This window comes from Mesorhizobium sp. M0184, from assembly GCF_040322215.1.
In the GTDB taxonomy this organism is placed as follows: domain Bacteria; phylum Pseudomonadota; class Alphaproteobacteria; order Rhizobiales; family Rhizobiaceae; genus Mesorhizobium.
This window is the reverse complement of the sequence record NZ_JAMYSZ010000001.1, coordinates 415185-433599: the sequence shown is the minus strand read 5'-3', so window position 1 is coordinate 433599 and position 18415 is coordinate 415185. Positions and strand designations below refer to the sequence as shown.

Genomic DNA, 18415 nt, shown 5'->3' with positions numbered 1-18415 from the left:
GCAAAAGCGCGCATTAGCGGAATTCGGGTGGAACAGCAAGGATGGCCCGAAACGGGTAGTGTCTCAGTTTGAAATTTGCGAACGTCGCCGCCGCTAAGCAGGTCTCTTCTATCCCGCAACCATACCGTGAAGAAAACGCATACCGTCGCTTGCGAGTCTCTTTGAGATTTCGGATAAAACCATCTTTGCAGGTGGAGTGGGGTCGTGGTGGAATCGAAGTACGACAGTCACCAAGGTTCCCGGATACCTCTGCCGAAAATGATCGCTTCTCGCAATCTGCAGGTAAGAGTCCGCTCTCGCCGATATGATCGCCAGGTGCGCAGTTGTCGCCTCGTCATCTGTCCAAGGTAACGTATCAGTGATGACGAACCGAAGATTATTGTTTGTGTAACGAACTTCCAAATCGTTCGAGAAGTCATCCTTGATAGCAAAAGTCTCGTTATTCATTATCCCTCAATTGTTTTGTACGGCATATAGGAGTTCGGCGCGTCGAGCGACAGTTGGTTGACGACGATTGACGCCGCGGCAAATTCAAACTGAGAGACTACCCGGAACGGGTGGCCGCTTCCACGGTTTCTGTCGCTGCGCCGGCACGGTCGCTTCACCGGGCGGCTGCCGCCCGGAAACGCGTGACGAAATCGTCGAGCTCGGGCCGTTCCGTATCGGAAATCGCCCAATAGGAAAAGGCGCCGTCGCTCCAGTGCACCAGCGAGAAGCCACCAGCAGAAAGATCGACCGGTCCGGCTGTCGAGCCGGTTTCCTCGGGCGCGGCGACGAGAGTGATCAGGTGCTCGCGGTGCCTGTAGACCAGTGCCGGCACCGGCTGGTCGGCGATCACCTCGACCCGGCCGCCGAGCAATGCGAAACCGTCATTGGCAAGGTCTGGCGCAGGCGGCGACAGACCGACCCTGCCATCGAGCCAGGGTTTGACCGTATGCCTGTCCGACGAGACGACGTCCACCGGGCTGGCGGCCAGCAGGCTGCGGCGGTGGCCGCTGGCGACCGCCGTTGCAAAGCTGTCGGGCGCCCCGCTGAGCATCACCCATTGCGTCGCGCCGCTGGCCAGCACGGCGGTGACGAGGATCGATGCCGCCATTGCGCGCCAGTCGAACGCGCCGAAGCGGCCCGGCCGCGTTTGGGTTGGCCGCATGTGGGTTGGCACGGTTTGCGGCGGCCGCGTCGGCGCCGGCCGATCCTGTGCCTCGCCAGTCGCGCCGATCGCCGCGATGCGCGCATTGAGGGCGTCGCTGACCTGTGGCAGCGCCAGCCTGCCGACAGCGGACTGCAGCGCCACGATGCGGGCATGCTCGGCCGCGAGCGCCGGATCGGCCGCGATGCGTCGCTCGACAGCCAATGCTGCTGCTGCGTCGAGCTCGCCATCGACCAAGGCATGGATCATCAGCTCCACGCCCGCCGGGTCATCCGGCAGTCCATCGTTGTGCGCGCTCATGGCGCCCTCCCAAGTTGGGATATCAGCAGACCGCGCGCCCTCGCCAGCCGCGACATCACCGTGCCTAGCGGCACGCCAAGCAGCGTCGCGATCTCGCGATAACTGAGGCCGTTGATGTCGCGCAGCACCACAGTCTCGCGAAATTGGTGCGGCAGCGCGGCGATCGCCGCCTCGAGTGCGGCCGTGTCGGCCTTGGCGATCAGGCTTGCCTCAGGACTATCCGTATCCGGCAGGCCGGCGCCATATGCAGCCGTCATGTCATCGAGGTCGCTCAGGTCGCCGACGGCGACGATACTGCGCGGCCGGTTGCGCGCCAGCCAGGAGTAAGAGGCGTTGCGCACGATCGCCAGCAGCCAGGCGCGCGCATTGCCGCCGGCATAGCCGGCGATGCCCGCATGCGCCTTCAAACAGGCCTCCTGCACCACATCCTCCGCGTCGGCGGCGTTGCCGGTCAACCAGCGGGCAAGCGCAAGCGCATCCGCGAGATGGGGCAGAACCACCTCGCGAAAGCGCTCGGTCGCGGCCTCTTGGTTCAACACCGTCGCATCGCCCGGCATCCCGGGCAGAACCTTCCGAAAATCCTCACGGAGCGACGGCGATCCTGCCCTGCATGTGCGGGTGAAGCCCGCAGAAATAGGCATAGTCGCCCACTTTGGTGAAGGTGAAGGCATATGTGTCACCGGTGTCAAGCGCCTTGGAGCGAAACGAGGCATCGTTGGCGACCACCAGATGCGGGATGTCGTCGTCATTCTCGAAGGTCACGGTAGTGCCCTGCTTTACCGTCAGCACCGCCGGTGTGAAGGCAAAGTTCTCGATCTTGACCATTGGCTGGTCTGCTGCGTTCAGTGGCATGGCAACCATTATCAGGATCGCCGCCAAACCGAACGTGACAGGGGATACGACCAAGACGCGGGATGGGAAGCGGATCATCGCATTTCCCCTCAGGCCAGCGTGCTGTCGATGATGGCGAGGTCCTGCCCGCCTTGCTTGACTGTCACGCTGCTCGTGCCGAGCAGGCTGCGCAATTGGCCGGCAGGTACCGTCATCGGCCCGGGTGAGGCTGCGGTGCCCGGCGCCGGTTGCGGGAAAGCGGTCGAGCGCGTGGTATGAAAGGTAACGTTGCCTTCGACCTTCTGCATGATCTGGTGGATATGGCCGTTGAGTACGGTGACAGAGCCGAAGCGCTTGAGCAGGGCCAAGGCCTGCGCCGCGTCGTCGGTGCCCCAGCCCCATTCGGGATAAACAGCCCATAGCGGAATGTGGGCAAAGACGACGATTGGCGTCGAGGCGGTGACCGCCTTCAGATCATCGGCCAACCATGCCAACTGGTCGGCGCCGAGATTGCCCAGCCCGCCAGCCTTCAGGTTGACGACGTTGACCAGCCCGATGAAATGGACGCCGTTCTGGTCGAACGAATACCAGCCAGCGCCCTTGGTGCCCTTGCCGTAGCGGTCGAGATAGGCCTGGCCATTGCCGTCATCGATCAGGTCGTGCTCACCGGGCACATAATGCACATCGAAGCCTGCGCCGCCGATGATCTGGGCAGCGTTGTCGAACTGCGCGGCTTTCGACAAATGGGTGATGTCGCCGGTGTGGATCATGAAAGCGGGCTTTTGCGGCAACGCCTGGATCTTGCCGATGGCCTCCTTCAGCGTGTCGATGGCGTGCGGGTTGGCAACCTTGTCGAAGCCGATGTGGCTGTCGGAGATCTGGAGGAAAGTGAAGCCGGTGGCCAAGGCCTCGGCGGCTTGCGACGCACCGAGCAGGCTGAGCGAAACCGGCACGCCGGCCGAAATTGTCCACAGCACTCCCGTGCCGGCCCAGATCATGCATTCCAGTGCATGACGGCGGCTGATGCCGTCAGCTTCATTGTCGTGGTGGTGGGTCATACCGGTCTCCTGCACGCCGGAAATGGCGTCTGTTTGGGAGACCAATGGGCGGAGTGGTTTATTCCGCCCGAAGACTAAAAGTTCATTCACACTGCCGTGATGGCGCACTGGCCCGATGCGAAGCCGGCGCTGGAAGGCACTGGCTCGACCACGCTCTGGCGATGTCTAGTCCGGCCAGCGCAGCGCTCCGGCGGACTGCTTGCGAGCGGGTTTCATCGCATCCGCGGGCCGATCGGCAGCACTCAACACCGCCCGCAGGCGTTCGGCAACGATCTCCGCCTCGCCGGGATGGAGATTGCACGGATCAAGGAAGAAGTGACCGCGCTCGACCTCGTGGTTGCGCACGATCACGGGCGGCGAACCCGCCGCAAGCGCCGAGGCGAGGCCGGCGGCGGTGAAGCGGCTTTCCGGCGCAACAAACACCTGCAGGCGGTCGAGAGGATTTCCGGTCGGATCTGGAATGATACGTGCCTCGATGCCAGGCAGGCCTTGCAATGCGTCTTTCCACAGATGCAGTGCGGTTTCTTCCCGCTGGCGAATGCCGGCATGGTCGCGCCGCTCCCAGGCTTCCAGGGCCGCCATAGCGCCGGCAATGCTCTCCTTGCCGACCTTCATGGCGCGCGCAACGCCGCGGTTCTGGAGATAGGCGGCCCGTACCAGATCCTTGCGGCCGGCAACGATGCCGCTTGTCGGCCCTGAGAGAAATTTGTGCCCGCTGTAGACAACAATGTCGGCGCCGCGCGCCAGAAAGCCACGCAAATCGTATTCCGAGGCGGCGTCGACGATCACCGGCACGCCCTTGGCGTGGCAAATCTCGCAGAACTCCTCAAGCGAGAGCATGCCGTATTGCACGGTGTGGTGCGCAACGACGTAGAGGGCTGCCGCCGTCCGGTCCCGGATCGCCTCGGCAACATGATAATCCTGGGTGACGCTGACCGTGCCGGCAGGCACTGCCTTGGCTCCGGCAAGCCGGATCGACTGGTCGATCGGCGCGCCATAATTGACGATGTGACCAAGCTGAACGATGACCTCCGATTTGAGGTCCTCGGTGTCGTCCGGCAGCCGCTCGATCGCAAGAAGGCTGGTCCCGGTCATCGCGCCGGCAATCGCCATTGTTATGCCGCTGGCGCAGCATGCGGTGATGAAGCCGGCCTCGCCGCCGGTAAGGCGTGCAATCACCCTACTTGCGGCGCGCTGCAGATCGTCCATCTCGACCCATTGCGAGGCCATTTCCGACATTGCGGCAATCGCTTCTGGCACGATGATCGAAGCACCGAGTGCCGTCATCGTGCCGGAGACATTGATGATTGGGCGAAGGCCAAGCCGTTCGCGGATTGTCGTGTTGGAACGGTCAGCGGCATAGGTCGTCATCTCTGTAGATCCTGTTTAAGATTTCAGGCGGCGATCTCGACGACCGCCTCGATTTCAACTGTGATGTTGCCCGGCAGCGAGCCGACACCGATCGCGGAACGGGCATGTCCGCCAAGCGTATCAAAGACGGCCGCGAAAAGATCGGAACAGCCGTTCACCACCTTGGGGTGCTCGCTGAATGTCGGCGTCGCATTGACAAAGCCAAGCAGCTTGACGACGCGCACGATGCGGCCGAGGTCGCCGGCCGCCGCATGCATGACGGCGAGCAGGTTCAGGCCGGTCAGACGCGCATGCCCGTAGGCCTCTTCAACGCTGACATCCTCTCCGACCTTGCCGGTGCAGAGCGCGCCATCGGCGCGCAACGGCCCCTGGCCGGAGAGGAAGATCAGCCGTCCGCTCTCGGCATAGGTGACGAAGTTGGCGATGGGCTTCGGCGGCTCGGGCAGTGTCAGGCCCAATTCCGCGAGCCGGATGTAAGGCGTCATAAAAGCTCCTTGCGACAGCTTTCGCCGTCCGATGTCAAAAATGCGAGGCGCGAAACCGCGCCAGGAAACTGCGAAGGCGTTCATTGTCGAACCCCGCCGCCAGAATCTCGGCGGGTGGTCCGACGGCACTGACGCCGCCATCCGCCATGAAAACGATGCGGCTCGATGCGTCGCGCGCAAAAGCCATTTCATGCGTGACCATCAGCATCGTCATGCCGTCTTCGGCGAGGCTGCGCACGACCTCGAGCACCTCGCCAACCAGTTCGGGGTCGAGCGCCGAGGTTATCTCGTCGAGAAGCAATATCTTCGGCTCCATCGCCACGGCGCGGGCGATGCCGACGCGCTGCTGCTGGCCGCCGGAAAGCTCGGCCGGCAGACTGTCGGCTTTGTGGGCGAGGCCTACGCGGCCGAGCCAGTGCTCGGCAATGGTGCGGGCCTCGGCATTGCTCTTGCCGCGCACCTTGCGCAGGCCAAGCATGATGTTGCCGGCCGCAGTCAAATGCGGAAACAGATTGAAGCTCTGGAACACCATTCCGGTCTCGGCTCGCATCGCCGCCAGGTCGCGCTCGCTGCGTCGCTGGCGTGTTCCCGTCTCGCGATAGCCGACTTCTTTGCCGTCGATACGGATCGAGCCGCTGTCGTAGCTCTCCAGGAAGTTGACGCAGCGCAGTAGCGTGGTCTTGCCGCTGCCGGAGGGGCCGATGATAGTCACGACCTCGCCGCGTGTCACTTGCAGGCTGACGGAGCGCAGGACCTCGACGGATCCAAAGGCTTTGGAAACCTCGGTGACATCGAGAAGTGCCGGATTCTGGTGCGACGCGTTGGACATCGTGCTATTCCCGGATGAAGGAGAAACGCCGCTCCAGGCGCCGGCTGGCCAAGGAGAGGGCGTAGTTGACGGCGAAGTAGACGAGCGCACCGAGAATGTAGAGTGGCATCGCCTCATAGGTGCGGCCGATGACCTGGTTGATTGCCTGCATGAGGTCGGTGATGCCGAGCAGCGAGACCAGCGCGCTGCCCTTCACCGCGTCGGTGACGCCATTGATCCAGGGTGGCAGGAAGCGCCTGAACGCCTGCGGAAAAATGACGTAGGCCAGCCGCTGGCGAAAGGTCAGTCCGATCGCCATCGCCGCCTCGGACTGACCCTTGGGAATCGAGCCGACGGCGCCCCTGAGATACTCGACGACTTGTGCGGTCTTGAAGAGGGTGAGGGCGAACACGGCCGCCCAAAAGGATTCCAGATGCAGCCCCACCGCGGGCAGGCCGTAATAGACGAAGAAGATCAGCACCAGGATCGGAATGCCGCGTATGGTGTCGCTGAAGATGCGCACTGCCCAGCGCAGCGGAAAAGGACCATAGACAAGGCCGACGCCCATCAGCACGCCGGCGATGAGCGATAACACCACGACCAGCAGCGACACCCACAAGGTTAAGGCAAAGCCTTCGGCGAGGAACGGCAAGGCGTAGATGATCTGGCTCAGCATGTCAGCGCGCCGCCTTGAACCGGCGCTCGACGAGCCGCAGCGCGAAAAGCAGCGTGTAGCCGGTCAACAGGTACATTGCCGTCACCACCAGATAGACTTCGACAATGCGGAACGTGTTGAAGTTGATCCACTGGGCGCCATAGGTGAGTTCGGGTACCGAGATGACCGACGCCACGGACGTATCCTTGAAGAGCGATATGAATGTGTTGGAAAGCGCCGGCAGGGTTATGCGCAGCATCGTCGGCAGGCGCACATCGAGCAGCCTTTGCCATGGCGTCAGGCCGATTGCCTTGCCGGCGTCGAGCTGACCGCGCGGCACCGCCTCGAGCCCCGAGCGAAACACCTCGACCAGGTAGGCGCCGCTGTAGAGCGACAGCGTGGCAATGAATGAGGTTTGCGCGCTGTAGGCAATGTCGACCACCGTCGGCAAGCCGTAGAAGACCAGATAGACGAGCAGGATCAGCGGCACGTTGCGGATGAACTCGACATACCCCGCGATGATGGTCCGCACCGCACGTCCGGCCGACACGTACCAGACCGCCAGAACGAGCCCGATGACGATGCCGATCGCGATCGAGATGACGGCCAGTTCGAGGCTTAGCAGCAGTCCGCCCCAGAGCTTGTCGAAATGCCGCCAGATAAGGTTGAAGTTGAGAGTATAACCCATGCGTCCTCGTCATGGAGGGCTGTGATGAGAGAAGGCGGAAGGACGTTGTCCTTCCGCCTGCTTGCATCAAATGACCGGGAAACCGGGATGGCGCGCCGGCGGCTCCTGTCCGAAATAATCCTTGAACGCAGCGTCGTAGAGTGCCGTTTCATGGCCGAACATGGCGATGGTGAAGGTCTGGTTGACGAAGGTCAGCCAGTCGAGGTCGCCCTGCCGCAGCGCGGCACCATAAAGCATCGAGAACCAGCTCTTGCCGGCATCGAAGTACTTATCCGGATTGCGCGAGGCGAGCCAGCGTACCGTTGACAGATCGACCGCGGCGGCGTCGACGCGCTTCGATTCCAAGGCCTGCAGCACGTTGGCCTGCGTGTCTATCTGCATCACCTGCGACTCCGGCAGGACGATATGCACGTTAGCCTCGGCATCGACATTTTGCAGGATGGAAATCCGCGTCGCCGAACCGCCGGCAAGCAGCTTGTCGAAGGTCTTGTTTTCGGCGTTCGGAAGGGTCAGCAAGGCGATGCCTTCGACGTAGTAGGGTCGGGAGAAGTGGATCAGCTGCGAGCGCTGGGCGGTCATGGTCATGAACTGGATGGTGATGTCGACCTTGTTGGTGGTCACGTTCGGAATGCGCTGAGCCGGATCCTGCATGACGAATTCCACTTTGGTCGGATCGTCGAAAAGCCCCTTGGCGAGAATGCGGCCCATGGTGATGTCCATGCCTACCAGTTCGCCGGCGTCGTTCTCGAAATGCCAGGGCGCGTTGGTGCTGCCGGTGCCGACGATCACCTTGCCGCGCTCGAGGACGGTGCGCAGCAGGCTGTCCGGCGCTGCCTGGGCCGCCGCTTTCTGAACGTCGACCGCGGTAGCGGCGCTCATCACTCCGGCCGTTGCAAGCCCGGCCATTCCCAGTTTCAGAAATTCACGCCTTTTGGATGTGTCGTTCACGGCGACCTCCTTTCGTGTTGAGTTCCCCTTTGGACCAGCAGTACATGCATCGGTTGCAACTGACGTCATTGTCCCTTACAAGAGACGCCTGTACTCTGTACAAGACAGATTAACATCAGGGATCGATAATGCAAGATGGCAATGCCTTGGCCGCTCGACCGGACGTCGGTCTGGACGAAGACAGGAACTCGGGTTCTCGGGAGAAGGGCCTCAACCGGGTTCTCCAGATTTTGGAGTTTCTCCACGCGACCCAGCGCGCGATCGGCATTGGCGACCTTGCCAAGGGGGTAAACGCGCCGCGGTCGACGACCTATACGCTGGTGCGCTCGCTGGTCGACGCAGGCCTGCTGGAAATGGCCGGAGACGGCAATCGGGTCTATTTCGGAAAGAAGCTCTATCTCTACGGAATGGACTATGTGCGGGGCAACGACCTGCTCAGGCGAGGGCGCCAGGAAGTCGACCATCTGTCACGCGAGACCGGCGAGACCTCGGAGCTCTGCATGCTGCAAAGCGGCCGCTACACCATCGTCCATTCAAGCCCGGGAACGAGGCCATTTCGGATCAGCTCGGCGACGGGTCTGCAAATACCGCTCCCCTGGACAGCTTCCGGGCGACTGCTCCTCGCCGGCTTCGACAGGGCCGCGATTGTGGATATGGTCTCCGAGGACGATCTCGTGCTGCCGGACGGCCGCAGATTGCAGCTCGATGATTTCATAGACGACATCGCCGTCGCCAAGTCGGCCGGCTACTGCGTCACCTCCGGCCTTGTCGATGCCTACACGAAATGCCTGGCCGCGCCGGTCTTTTCAGCGCCGGGCAGGGTCGAGGCGACGATGTGCCTGGTGGTTCCCATCGATACCTCGACCGAAAAGACCGATGACCTGATAGAGCTGTTGCTCGAGCGCGCCGCGCGGCTTTCGATCGCGGCATAACCGCCTTTCCAGCAGGCCGGCGCCGGCGTCCGTTCAAGCGATAATGTCTGGAATGATCTTGTCTTCCAGCGCCATCAGCCTGTCCTTAAGGAAGAGCTTCTTTTTCTTCATGCGCTGGATCTGCAGCGGGTCGCAATTCATGGCGATCATCGCATTGATGGCGGCGTCGAAATCGGCGTGTTCCTGCTTCAGCCGGGAATATTCGAGGCGGATATCTGCCTGTTCCTGATCGGACATTTTTACCGTCTGCACGTCTGCGGCGCCCAAACTATGGGCCTGATTGGGCGGGACCGGGTCTTCTTGCACCGGCGCGCAGCCCATAGCACATTTCATATTGGCGTGGAATGCTACCACGCAGCATTCGACATCGGTGCGCGATGGTGGCACACTGTCATTATGCCGTCACAGAAGCGAGCCTGCGGTGGACGTGCCATGACGGCTGCAATCCGAGGAAACCATGAAAGGGAGAACCAATCATGTCTCTTGCATCCCATCTTGATGAGCTGCAGCGGAAACACGGCGACATCGAACGGGAAATCGACGATGCGATGACCCATCCATCGGTAGACGACCTCGAAATCGTGAATCTCAAGCGGCGCAAGCTGGCGCTCAAGGACGAGATTGAAAAACTGAAGGCGAAACCGACGACCCACTGAAGCCCTTCCAGGACTAGAAGCGCCGCCCGGCGCGCGATCTTTCCGGTGGCATCGCTATGCTGCCGGAAACGCTCGTGGATTTGCGGCAAGCTGCCGTCTTGTCATTTCCGATTTGCTAGGTCTGCGCGCCAGTCGCCATTGACAAGCCCTCTTTGCTCCTCCACCTCATGCCCGGACCTTCAAGATTAAAGGCAGCCGGCATGACCGGATATTTTTCCTCACCCTTCCCACGCCGCAGGTCGGTCGGTGTCGACGTCGGCGGCGTGATGGTCGGCGGCGGCGCGCCGGTTGTCGTCCAGTCGATGACCAACACCGACACGGCCGATATCGACCAGACGGTCGCGCAAGTGGCGGCGCTGCATCGCGCCGGCTCCGAGATCGTGCGCATAACGGTCGACCGCGAGGAAAGCGCTGCCGCTGTGCCGGCCATCCGCGAGCGACTGGAGCGGCTCGGCATCAACGTGCCGCTGGTCGGCGATTTCCATTATATCGGCCACAAGCTCCTGGCCGATCATCCGGCCTGCGCCGCGGCCTTGGCCAAGTACCGCATCAACCCCGGCAATGTCGGTTTCAAGGACAAGAAGGACCGGCAGTTCGCGGCAATCGTCGAGATGGCGATCCGATACGACAAGCCGGTGCGCATCGGCGTCAACTGGGGTTCGCTCGACCAGGAGCTGCTGACCCGGCTGATGGATGACAACCAGGCCCAAGGCTTTCCGCTGACCGCGCAGGAAGTGACGCGCGAGGCAATCGTGCAGTCGGCGATCCTGTCGGCCGAAATGGCCGAAGAGATCGGCCTTGCGCGCGAGAAAATCATCCTGTCGGCCAAGGTCAGCGGCGTGCAGGATCTGATCGCCGTCTACACCGAGCTTGCCACCCGATCCGACCATGCGCTGCACCTCGGCCTGACAGAGGCCGGCATGGGCTCGAAAGGCATCGTCGCCTCGTCCGCGGCCATGGGCATCCTGCTCCAGCAAGGCATCGGCGACACCATCCGCATCTCGCTGACGCCGGAGCCGAACGGCGACCGCACACGCGAAGTGCAGGTGTCGCAAGAGCTGTTGCAGACCATGGGCTTCAGGCAGTTCGTGCCGATCGTCGCCGCCTGCCCTGGTTGCGGCCGCACGACCTCGACCGTGTTCCAGGAGCTTGCCCAGAACATCCAGGCCGACCTGCGCAAGAACATGCCGGTGTGGCGTGAACAATATCCCGGCGTCGAGAACCTCAAGGTCGCGGTGATGGGTTGCATCGTCAACGGTCCGGGCGAATCCAAACATGCCGATATCGGCATTTCGCTGCCCGGCACCGGCGAGATGCCGACCGCCCCGGTATTCGTCGACGGCAAGAAGGCGGCGACGCTGCGCGGCCCATCGATTGCCGCGGATTTCGAGAAGATGGTCGCCGACTATATCGAACGGCGGTTCGGGCAGCACGACAAAGCCGCGGCGGAGTAGTTGAATGCGGCGTTTGCTCGGCGCGGCGCTGGTTCTCATTTGCGGGCTGATCTGGGCGACAGCCGTTCAGGCCGATCCACCACGGCCCGCCAAAAAGAAGCTGATCGACCAGGTTTGCAACCTGATCGAGGCCCATGCCGACCGGAACGGGCTGCCCAGGGATTTCTTTGCCCGGCTGATCTGGAAGGAAAGCCGTTTCGATCCCAATGCGGTCAGCCCGGTCGGCGCCGAAGGCATTGCCCAGTTCATGCCGGGCACCGCCAGGATGCGCGGGCTCGCCAATTCCTTCGACATCGAACAGGCGATCCCGGCCTCGGCAAAGTACCTCGCCGAAATGAAATCCGGTTTCGGCAATCTGGGCCTCGCCGCAGCCGCCTACAACGCTGGCGAGACCCGGGTGTCGCGCTGGCTGAATTCCGGCGGCTTCTTGCCGATGGAGACCGAAAGCTACGTTCTGGACGTCATGGGCGAGCCGGCCGACAACTTCACCAATACCGCCTACGCCGGCGTCATCCGGCCGCTCGACAAGAAGGCGAGTTTCGCTGCCGCTTGCCGCGAGCTGCCGGTGATCATGTCCAGAACCGTGCCGATGTCGTCGATCAACATCAAGCCGTGGGGGGTGCAGGTGGCCGGCAATTTCCGCCGCGCCGCGGCGCTCAACCAGTGGCTGAGAGTGAAAAGCCGGTTCCCGGCACTGCTTGCCGGCCACGATCCGGTGGTCAGCCGGGTACGTACCCCGATCGGTAGGCGCGGCATCTATGCCGTGCGGATCGGCGCCGATAGCAGAGCCAAGGCCGACACGATCTGCGACAAGCTGCAAAGCGTGGGCGGCGCATGCATCGTGGTGCGCAATCGGTAAGCCATATGTCGGTGCGTTTCGCGCCATTGCTGCCATCTTGCTCCCCGTGGGCACTTCGTCCTCGACACGTGAATCATATTTTCGGCGAACCGTTAGCCAGGTCTTGCATCGTCGTCGATGCGGGGTAAGGTCCCCGCGATTTTTCGCGAAAGGGATCAGCATGGCCGGCTTCAAGACACTGGACGACATCGGCAATATCAGCGGCAAGCGTGTGCTGGTGCGTGTCGACCTCAACGTTCCCGTCACCGAGGGCAAGGTCACCGACGCCACCCGCATCGAGCGCATTGCGCCGACCATCGCCGAGCTCTCCGGTAAGGGCGCCAAGGTCATCCTGCTTGCCCATTTCGGCCGGCCCAAGGATGGACCGGCGGCGGAATTCTCGCTCGAGCCGATCGCCAAGGCGACGGCGGACGTGCTCGGCCGTCCGGTTGGCTTTGCCTCCGACTGCATCGGTGACAAGGCGGCAAATGCCGTTGCTGCCATGAATAACGGCGACGTGCTGCTGCTCGAGAACACCCGCTTCTACAAAGCTGAGGAGAAGAACGACCCGACCTTCACCGAAAAGCTCGCCGCCAACGGCGACATCTTCGTCAACGACGCCTTCTCGGCTGCGCACCGCGCCCATTCGTCCACGGAAGGCCTGGCGAATGTGCTGCCGGCGTTCGCCGGGCGCACCATGCAGGCCGAGCTCGATGCGCTGGAAAAGGGTCTCGGCAATCCTGTCCGTCCGGTTGTCGCCATCGTCGGCGGGGCCAAGGTCTCGACCAAGATCGACCTGTTGATGAACCTGGTGAAGAAGGTCGATGCGCTGGTCATCGGCGGCGGCATGGCCAACACGTTTCTCGCGGCACGCGGCACCGACGTCGGGAAATCCTTGTGCGAGCATGATCTCGCGACCACCGCCAAGCAGATCATGATCGAGGCGGCCGAGGCCGGCTGCGCCATCATCCTGCCCGCCGACGGCGTTGTCGCCAGGGAGTTCAGGGCCGGCGCCGTCAGCGAGACCGTCGCCATAGCAGACGTGCCGGCCGACGGCATGATCCTCGACGTCGGCGCAAAGACCGTGAAAACCATTGCCGAATGGATCGACCGCGCCGCGACGCTGGTCTGGAACGGGCCGCTCGGCGCCTTCGAGATCGAGCCATTCGACCACGCAACGGTGGCGACGGCCAGGCACGCGGCAGCGCGCACCAGGGCCGGCAGACTGATCTCGGTCGCTGGCGGCGGCGACACGGTGGCGGCGCTCAACCATGCCGGCGTCAGCGATGATTTCACCTATGTCTCGACGGCCGGCGGCGCTTTCCTCGAATGGATGGAAGGCAAGCCCTTGCCCGGCGTCGACGTATTGAAGCGCTGAGCGCGGCCGCAAGAGCAGCGCGAAGGAGTGCGCCCGCGACTTTCAATCGATTCGCGCTTGTTTGACGAAATGGTTCGACTTGAACCTGCGTTGCTCTGGTGGTCTGCTGGGCGCGGATCAATTCTTTCAGGAGAAGCACGATGAGCGAACGTCTCGAGGACATTGCCGCCGCGATGGTGGCCAATGGCAAGGGCCTGCTGGCTGCCGACGAGAGCTCCGGCACCATCAAGAAGCGCTTCGACGTCATCGGTGTCGAGTCGACCGCCGACAGTCGCCGCGACTATCGCGAGATGATGTTCCGCGCCAGCGATGCAATGACCAAGTACATTTCCGGCGTCATCCTCTACGACGAGACCATTCACCAGAAGGCCGCCGACGGCACACCGCTGGTCGACATCATCAAGGCATCAGGCGCTATCCCCGGCATCAAGGTCGACGCCGGCGCCAAGCCGCTGGCCGGCTTTCCCGGCGACACCATCACCGAGGGCCTCGACGGCCTGCGCGAACGCCTTGCCGACTATTACAAGCTCGGCGCCCGCTTTGCCAAATGGCGCGCGGTGATCGACATCGATGTTGCCAAGGGCGTGCCTTCCGCCACCTCGATCGGCTCGAACGCCCATGCGCTCGCCCGTTACGCCGCGCTTTGCCAGGAGGCCGGCATCGTGCCGATCGTCGAGCCGGAGGTGCTGATGGACGGCGCCCACGACATCGACACCTGCTACGAGATCAGCAAGGCGACGCTGACAAAGTTGTACACCGAGCTCTATGCGGCCCGCGTCGTGCTCGAAGGCACCATCCTGAAACCGAACATGGTCCTTGCCGGCAAGAAATCGGGCAAGGTCAGCAGCCCCGAGGAAGTCGCCGAAAAGACCATAAAACTGTTCCGCGAGACGGTGCCGGCGGCGATTGGAGGCATCGCCTTCCTTTCGGGCGGACAATCGGACGAGCAGGCGACCGCCAACCTCAATGCCATCAACGCCATCGGCCCGCATCCGTGGAAGCTGACCTTCTCCTACGGCCGCGCCTTGCAGGCCGCTCCGCAGAAGGCCTGGGGCGGCAAGGCAGCGAACGTCGCCGCCGCGCAGGCCGCCTTCGCCCATCGCGCCCACATGAACCATCTGGCAGCGCTTGGACAATGGCAGCCGACGCTTGAGCAAGCCGCCTGACGGAATTCAGGTTGCGTTCCCTCCGACCCGGGCCATGTGCCCGGGTTCGTTTGAAAGCAGCAAGGTCTGCAATTTCCTGCTACTGAAAATGCAGCTCGGTGTCGGTATTCCTCGCTGCCGAACGTCCTCCGTGAAAAGAGGAGCAGACCGATGCCAAACAACAAGACCGTTTCGCAGGAAGAGTGGTTTCAGGCGCACAAGGCGCATCTGGCGCGCGAAAAGGAATTGACGCGCTTTCGCGACCGCGTCGCCGCCGAACGCCGCGAACTGCCGTGGCTGAAGATCCGCAAGGACTATGTCTTCGAGACCGAGCAAGGGCCAAAGAAACTGCCCGACCTGTTCGGCGGCAACAGCCAGCTGATCGTCTACCATTTCATGTTCGGGCCGGGCGCCGATTATCGTTGCGAGGGCTGCTCGTTCCTTGCCGACCACATTGACGGTGCCAACCAGCATCTCAGGCACCACGACGTCTCGCTCGTGGTGGTGGCGCGGGCGCCGCTGGCCGAGCTTCTGCCCTACAAGCAGCGCATGGGCTGGAAATTCGACTGGGTGTCGTCGTACGCTTCGGACTTCAACTTCGACATGCAGGTGTCATTCACCGACAAGCAGATCGCGGCCGGCGACACGACCTACAATTTCGAGCGGCGCGCGCGGCAATCGAAGGATCTTCCCGGCACCAGCGTGTTCTATCGCGACGAGAAAGGCGACATCTTCCTGACTTTTATCTCGCGCTCCAGAGGCGGCGATCCGCTGATCGGCGCCTATCACTATCTCGACCTGACGCCGAAGGGTCGCAACGAAACCGGTCCCCACCATAGCCTGGTGGACTGGGTGCGGCTGCACGACGAATATGCGGATACGCCCGAAATGCAGGACAGCTGCTGCCATTGACGACAGGCGGTCACCCAAGGTCTTTCGTCTTCGGCCCGACATGCGCTAAGTGCTGTTCGCTATGCCCTAAAAGGGACTTGCCATGCGGCGCTTTCCGACCCTTCTCACCTGGCTCGCCTTTCCGGTCTATGTCTGGCAAGGACTTGGCGTGCGTCGCCGCACCGCCCGCATGCTGCCGGCACAAGGTCCGGTCATGCACGAGATATCTGGCCTGGCGCCAGCAATCTCGGTTCTGGTGCTTGGCGATTCCTCCGCCGCCTCGGTAGGCATCGGCAATTCCGAAAACGGATTGGCCGCGCAACTGGCAGTTCTGATTGCGCAACGCACCGGCCGCACCGTGCGCTGGCGGGCGGCCGGCTTCAACTCGGCAACCTCTGGCCAGATCCGCGATCATGTGCTGCCCAATCTATCGGCCGATCCGTGGACGCATATCGTGCTGGCCATCGGTACCAACGACACCAAGAATTTTCATTCGGTACCGCGCTTCAAGCGCGAGTTTGGCGGCCTGCTCTACGCGCTGCGCGCCAAATGGCCGGAAGCGCGAGTCGTGTGGTCGCCGGTGCTGGAGTTCACCCGGGCTCCGGCAATGCCGCCGCTGCTCGGCAATCCTCGAAATCCGCGCCGTCGAAATGAACCGGATGGGCGAGCGCCTTTGCCTCGAACGCGGCGCCATACCGGCACCCCGGCTGCCGATCACGGATGCCGATGCCGGCTTCGCATCGGATGGATTTCACGCTTCGGAAGCCGGCTACCGAGCCTGGGCGGAACATCTGGTCAGCCTGGCGCTCGCCAACGAACCGGGCGTCGCGTAGCGGGCCGCCCGCACTACGGCGCGTCGCGTTCGATTGGCCTCATCCGACGCGCTTCAGGTTCTTGTTTTTATCCATGTCGTTGTCGCAAAACCGCTGCACACTTTTGCGCGACATGCATTACGTCCAGTGCCCGAGCACCGCCGTAATCGAAATCGCCGCCATCGCCAGCAGCGCCAGCTTCCAGAAATCGCTGCGCCGCTTCAGCCCGGGCCAGCCGAGCGGCTTGATGAGCTGGATGACCATCATGAAGATGATGACGAGCGCGAGAAGTTTCGACATGCAGCCTTTGATCAGCATCGCGGCTGGCTGTCAAAGCGGCTCCGCGATCGCCGGCTTCCACTGCAGCAGGCCTCTTTTCAGCACTGCCTTGTCACTTCGATGGATAAATCGGAACGCCGGTCATGAGAGCCGCACCCTCCTGACAGACTGCTGTCAGCAGGGGTGTGCGATAGTGCCTGCATCGAAAGAGAGGAGACCAGCCATGAACGGTATTACCATTCTGCGTAGCGTGCAGCACTATGTCGGCAAGATCCGGACGATCCGCAATGAGATCCGCACCCAGCGATTCATGAACACCCTGCCGGCGGACATCCGCAAGGATATTGGTTGGCCGGACATGTATGGCGACCGCTGCAATGGCGGCAATTGAGGCAAGCTTTCCGCGTGGCGTTTGGATGCGACCTGGCGACGAGCTGAGATGGGCATGCTGAAGCGTCCTGACAGTATGGTGTCAGGAGGCTCGTGCCATAGTGCGATGGCCGCCGGAGCCGGATGGCCGAGAGGACGATCGATGAAAAGCTGGAACGACAGGCTGAACACGCCTGGCATCAACGGCATAAGACCGTCGCCACACACCATCGGTGACGTCGTCGAAGGCCAGCCGATGCGGGTTCCTACAGCTCGCCAGGTCCATGCATTCATCCGCTTCATCCCCGAAGGCATGGACATGAATATCCGCGCTTTGCGCACCGCTCTCGCCATCGAGCACGGTGCCGGGATGACATGTCCGGTCACCATCGGCTATCATCTGCGCACCGTCGCCGAGGCCGCCAACGAGGATCTTGAGCGTGGTATGGCGCTGGGCGACGTTGCGCCGTTCTGGCGGGTGGTCGACGCAAGCACGCCGACAACGAGGAAACTGTCCTTCGGCGCGGCCTTCGTCGCCGCGCAGCGCAAGCGCGAAGGGCTGGAACGATAGACGCCGAGGGACCATACGATGCGCCGCGCCGACAGGCTCTTCCAGATCGTGCAGCATCTGCGTGGTGGTCGTCTGGTCACCGCCCAGAAGCTGGGCACGTGGCTCGAGGTTTCCGAGCGGACGATCTATCGCGACATCGCCGATCTGCAGTCGACCGGCGTGCCGATCGACGGCGAGGCCGGTGTCGGCTACATGATGAGGGAGGGTTTCGACCTTCCGCCGCTGATGTTCACGCGTGACGAGATCGTCGCGCTGGTCGCCGGCGCCCGCATGGTGCGCGCCTTTGGTGGCGCGGCCATGGCGCGAGCCGCCGACGAGGCGCTGGTCAAGATAGGCGCCGTGTTGCCCGACGCCGAAAAGGACCGCATCGCGCGTACCGAGATCCACACGCCGATGTGGGTGGTAAGCGATGCCGCCCGCGAAGCCATCGACCTGATCGAGCGGTCCATCGAGAAACGTCAGGTGCTGACCATCGACTATTCGGATGAGGCCGGCCGCAGCACCGCGCGCGACATCCGCCCGCTCGGCCTGTGGTTCTGGGGCAAGGTGTGGACCTTGGTCGCCTGGTGTGAGATGCGCGGCGATTTCCGCGCCTTCCGCATCGACCGCATCGCCTCGGTGGTCATCGCCGGCCGCACCTTCAAGCCGGAGCGCGGCAAGCAGCTCGCCGATTTCTATCGCGCGGTGGAGCGCAGCGAGGATTACGGCATGGCGCCGGACCGGGCGGCGCGAAGCTGACACGGAAGATCACAAAAAAGCCCGCTTGAAAGCGGGCTTTTTGTTTTGGATGCCAGAC

Annotated in this window: 23 protein-coding genes and 1 pseudogene; 11 read left to right on the top strand and 13 right to left on the bottom strand. The window is 62.7% G+C overall.

The window, feature by feature from the left end; genetic code table 11:
* Positions 1-108: 108 nt before the first annotated feature.
* The 11 genes from NKJ23_RS02245 to NKJ23_RS02195 form a co-directional block, all read right to left on the bottom strand.
* Positions 109-447, bottom strand: a complete 339-nt coding sequence (locus tag NKJ23_RS02245) for a DUF6572 domain-containing protein (protein ID WP_352452490.1) — start codon at positions 445-447, stop codon at positions 109-111.
* A 154-nt stretch (positions 448-601) separates the two neighbouring features.
* Positions 602-1450 (bottom strand): anti-sigma factor family protein, encoded by an 849-nt coding sequence (locus NKJ23_RS02240; protein WP_352677897.1) that lies wholly within the window; start codon positions 1448-1450, stop codon positions 602-604.
* Positions 1447-2007 carry a sigma-70 family RNA polymerase sigma factor gene (locus NKJ23_RS02235; protein ID WP_352817726.1) on the bottom strand — a complete coding sequence of 187 codons (561 nt, stop codon included), beginning with the start codon at positions 2005-2007 and terminating at the stop codon, positions 1447-1449. The genes NKJ23_RS02240 and NKJ23_RS02235 overlap by 4 nt, the downstream gene beginning before the upstream one ends.
* Before the next feature lie 25 nt (positions 2008-2032).
* Positions 2033-2380 carry a cupredoxin domain-containing protein gene (locus NKJ23_RS02230; RefSeq protein ID WP_352677895.1) on the bottom strand — a complete coding sequence of 116 codons (348 nt, stop codon included), beginning with the start codon at positions 2378-2380 and terminating at the stop codon, positions 2033-2035.
* Positions 2381-2391: 11 nt separating this feature from the next.
* Positions 2392-3339 (bottom strand): metallophosphoesterase family protein, encoded by a 948-nt coding sequence (locus NKJ23_RS02225; RefSeq protein ID WP_352677893.1) that lies wholly within the window; start codon positions 3337-3339, stop codon positions 2392-2394.
* A 165-nt stretch (positions 3340-3504) separates the two neighbouring features.
* A complete protein-coding gene (locus tag NKJ23_RS02220; RefSeq protein WP_352677892.1) occupies positions 3505-4710 on the bottom strand; it encodes an aminotransferase class V-fold PLP-dependent enzyme in 1206 nt (401 codons plus the stop codon).
* A 23-nt stretch (positions 4711-4733) separates the two neighbouring features.
* On the bottom strand, positions 4734-5195 hold the full coding sequence (locus NKJ23_RS02215; protein WP_023678474.1) for a RidA family protein: 462 nt from the start codon (positions 5193-5195) through the stop codon (positions 4734-4736).
* 34 nt (positions 5196-5229) lie between these two features.
* A complete protein-coding gene (locus NKJ23_RS02210; RefSeq protein ID WP_023678475.1) occupies positions 5230-6024 on the bottom strand; it encodes an amino acid ABC transporter ATP-binding protein in 795 nt (264 codons plus the stop codon).
* A gap of 4 nt (positions 6025-6028) precedes the next feature.
* Positions 6029-6679 carry an amino acid ABC transporter permease gene (locus NKJ23_RS02205; protein WP_352677890.1) on the bottom strand — a complete coding sequence of 217 codons (651 nt, stop codon included), beginning with the start codon at positions 6677-6679 and terminating at the stop codon, positions 6029-6031.
* A 1-nt stretch (position 6680) separates the two neighbouring features.
* Positions 6681-7346 carry an amino acid ABC transporter permease gene (locus NKJ23_RS02200; RefSeq protein ID WP_023678477.1) on the bottom strand — a complete coding sequence of 222 codons (666 nt, stop codon included), beginning with the start codon at positions 7344-7346 and terminating at the stop codon, positions 6681-6683.
* 66 nt (positions 7347-7412) lie between these two features.
* Entirely contained in the window at positions 7413-8294 is an 882-nt protein-coding gene (locus NKJ23_RS02195; protein WP_031212143.1) for a transporter substrate-binding protein, read from the bottom strand.
* 128 nt (positions 8295-8422) lie between these two features.
* Between NKJ23_RS02195 and NKJ23_RS02190 the strand changes: the two genes are divergently transcribed.
* The gene (locus NKJ23_RS02190; protein ID WP_352677888.1) at positions 8423-9226 is read left to right on the top strand and encodes an IclR family transcriptional regulator; all 804 of its coding nucleotides are present in this window, start codon (positions 8423-8425) and stop codon (positions 9224-9226) included.
* A gap of 33 nt (positions 9227-9259) precedes the next feature.
* On the opposite strand, the gene NKJ23_RS02185 is transcribed toward NKJ23_RS02190, so the two are convergent.
* The gene (locus NKJ23_RS02185) at positions 9260-9463 is read right to left on the bottom strand and encodes a YdcH family protein (RefSeq protein WP_023678480.1); all 204 of its coding nucleotides are present in this window, start codon (positions 9461-9463) and stop codon (positions 9260-9262) included.
* A gap of 239 nt (positions 9464-9702) precedes the next feature.
* Between NKJ23_RS02185 and NKJ23_RS02180 the strand changes: the two genes are divergently transcribed.
* The 7 genes and pseudogenes from NKJ23_RS02180 (at position 9703) to NKJ23_RS02150 (ending at position 16421) form a co-directional block, all read left to right on the top strand.
* Positions 9703-9882 (top strand): YdcH family protein, encoded by a 180-nt coding sequence (locus tag NKJ23_RS02180; RefSeq protein WP_023678481.1) that lies wholly within the window; start codon positions 9703-9705, stop codon positions 9880-9882.
* 200 nt (positions 9883-10082) lie between these two features.
* Positions 10083-11336 (top strand): flavodoxin-dependent (E)-4-hydroxy-3-methylbut-2-enyl-diphosphate synthase, encoded by a 1254-nt coding sequence (gene ispG / locus NKJ23_RS02175; protein WP_352677886.1) that lies wholly within the window; start codon positions 10083-10085, stop codon positions 11334-11336.
* Positions 11337-11340: 4 nt separating this feature from the next.
* Positions 11341-12195 carry a lytic transglycosylase domain-containing protein gene (locus tag NKJ23_RS02170; RefSeq protein WP_023678483.1) on the top strand — a complete coding sequence of 285 codons (855 nt, stop codon included), beginning with the start codon at positions 11341-11343 and terminating at the stop codon, positions 12193-12195.
* A gap of 160 nt (positions 12196-12355) precedes the next feature.
* A complete protein-coding gene (locus NKJ23_RS02165; RefSeq protein WP_023678484.1) occupies positions 12356-13552 on the top strand; it encodes a phosphoglycerate kinase in 1197 nt (398 codons plus the stop codon).
* 140 nt (positions 13553-13692) lie between these two features.
* Complete coding sequence (locus NKJ23_RS02160) at positions 13693-14718, top strand: class I fructose-bisphosphate aldolase (RefSeq protein ID WP_352644525.1); 1026 nt, start codon at positions 13693-13695, stop codon at positions 14716-14718.
* Positions 14719-14868: 150 nt separating this feature from the next.
* On the top strand, positions 14869-15609 hold the full coding sequence (locus NKJ23_RS02155; protein ID WP_023678486.1) for a DUF899 domain-containing protein: 741 nt from the start codon (positions 14869-14871) through the stop codon (positions 15607-15609).
* Positions 15610-15691: 82 nt separating this feature from the next.
* Positions 15692-16421 (top strand): annotated as a pseudogene (locus NKJ23_RS02150) (SGNH/GDSL hydrolase family protein).
* A gap of 117 nt (positions 16422-16538) precedes the next feature.
* Here the strand turns inward: NKJ23_RS02150 and NKJ23_RS02145 are convergent.
* Positions 16539-16700 (bottom strand): hypothetical protein, encoded by a 162-nt coding sequence (locus NKJ23_RS02145; RefSeq protein ID WP_352540257.1) that lies wholly within the window; start codon positions 16698-16700, stop codon positions 16539-16541.
* A gap of 202 nt (positions 16701-16902) precedes the next feature.
* Here NKJ23_RS02145 and NKJ23_RS02140 point away from each other — a divergent pair, with 202 nt between their 5' ends.
* The 3 genes from NKJ23_RS02140 to NKJ23_RS02130 all read left to right on the top strand — a co-directional run bounded on the left by NKJ23_RS02140 (position 16903) and on the right by NKJ23_RS02130 (position 18357).
* Complete coding sequence (locus NKJ23_RS02140; protein WP_352677884.1) at positions 16903-17070, top strand: hypothetical protein; 168 nt, start codon at positions 16903-16905, stop codon at positions 17068-17070.
* Positions 17071-17211: 141 nt separating this feature from the next.
* Positions 17212-17619, top strand: coding sequence for a hypothetical protein (locus NKJ23_RS02135; RefSeq protein ID WP_352677882.1), 408 nt, complete (start codon positions 17212-17214; stop codon positions 17617-17619).
* Positions 17620-17637: 18 nt separating this feature from the next.
* Positions 17638-18357 carry a helix-turn-helix transcriptional regulator gene (locus NKJ23_RS02130; RefSeq protein ID WP_023678491.1) on the top strand — a complete coding sequence of 240 codons (720 nt, stop codon included), beginning with the start codon at positions 17638-17640 and terminating at the stop codon, positions 18355-18357.
* Positions 18358-18415: the final 58 nt, after the last annotated feature.

Excerpts from the sequence above, each read along its gene's own strand:
- NKJ23_RS02245 (WP_352452490.1), bottom strand. The coding sequence starts at position 447 with ATGAATAACGAGACTTTTGCTATCAAGGATGACTTCTCGAACGATTTG.
- NKJ23_RS02240 (WP_352677897.1), bottom strand. The coding sequence starts at position 1,450 with ATGAGCGCGCACAACGATGGACTGCCGGATGACCCGGCGGGCGTGGAG.
- NKJ23_RS02235 (WP_352817726.1), bottom strand. The coding sequence starts at position 2,007 with ATGCCGGGCGATGCGACGGTGTTGAACCAAGAGGCCGCGACCGAGCGC.
- NKJ23_RS02230 (WP_352677895.1), bottom strand. The coding sequence starts at position 2,380 with ATGATCCGCTTCCCATCCCGCGTCTTGGTCGTATCCCCTGTCACGTTC.
- NKJ23_RS02225 (WP_352677893.1), bottom strand. The coding sequence starts at position 3,339 with ATGACCCACCACCACGACAATGAAGCTGACGGCATCAGCCGCCGTCAT.
- NKJ23_RS02220 (WP_352677892.1), bottom strand. The coding sequence starts at position 4,710 with ATGACGACCTATGCCGCTGACCGTTCCAACACGACAATCCGCGAACGG.
- NKJ23_RS02215 (WP_023678474.1), bottom strand. The coding sequence starts at position 5,195 with ATGACGCCTTACATCCGGCTCGCGGAATTGGGCCTGACACTGCCCGAG.
- NKJ23_RS02210 (WP_023678475.1), bottom strand. The coding sequence starts at position 6,024 with ATGTCCAACGCGTCGCACCAGAATCCGGCACTTCTCGATGTCACCGAG.
- NKJ23_RS02205 (WP_352677890.1), bottom strand. The coding sequence starts at position 6,679 with ATGCTGAGCCAGATCATCTACGCCTTGCCGTTCCTCGCCGAAGGCTTT.
- NKJ23_RS02200 (WP_023678477.1), bottom strand. The coding sequence starts at position 7,346 with ATGGGTTATACTCTCAACTTCAACCTTATCTGGCGGCATTTCGACAAG.
- NKJ23_RS02190 (WP_352677888.1), top strand. The coding sequence starts at position 8,423 with ATGCAAGATGGCAATGCCTTGGCCGCTCGACCGGACGTCGGTCTGGAC.
- NKJ23_RS02185 (WP_023678480.1), bottom strand. The coding sequence starts at position 9,463 with ATGTCCGATCAGGAACAGGCAGATATCCGCCTCGAATATTCCCGGCTG.
- NKJ23_RS02180 (WP_023678481.1), top strand. The coding sequence starts at position 9,703 with ATGTCTCTTGCATCCCATCTTGATGAGCTGCAGCGGAAACACGGCGAC.
- ispG (WP_352677886.1), top strand. The coding sequence starts at position 10,083 with ATGACCGGATATTTTTCCTCACCCTTCCCACGCCGCAGGTCGGTCGGT.
- NKJ23_RS02170 (WP_023678483.1), top strand. The coding sequence starts at position 11,341 with ATGCGGCGTTTGCTCGGCGCGGCGCTGGTTCTCATTTGCGGGCTGATC.
- NKJ23_RS02165 (WP_023678484.1), top strand. The coding sequence starts at position 12,356 with ATGGCCGGCTTCAAGACACTGGACGACATCGGCAATATCAGCGGCAAG.
- NKJ23_RS02160 (WP_352644525.1), top strand. The coding sequence starts at position 13,693 with ATGAGCGAACGTCTCGAGGACATTGCCGCCGCGATGGTGGCCAATGGC.
- NKJ23_RS02155 (WP_023678486.1), top strand. The coding sequence starts at position 14,869 with ATGCCAAACAACAAGACCGTTTCGCAGGAAGAGTGGTTTCAGGCGCAC.
- NKJ23_RS02145 (WP_352540257.1), bottom strand. The coding sequence starts at position 16,700 with ATGTCGAAACTTCTCGCGCTCGTCATCATCTTCATGATGGTCATCCAG.
- NKJ23_RS02140 (WP_352677884.1), top strand. The coding sequence starts at position 16,903 with ATGAACGGTATTACCATTCTGCGTAGCGTGCAGCACTATGTCGGCAAG.
- NKJ23_RS02135 (WP_352677882.1), top strand. The coding sequence starts at position 17,212 with ATGAAAAGCTGGAACGACAGGCTGAACACGCCTGGCATCAACGGCATA.
- NKJ23_RS02130 (WP_023678491.1), top strand. The coding sequence starts at position 17,638 with ATGCGCCGCGCCGACAGGCTCTTCCAGATCGTGCAGCATCTGCGTGGT.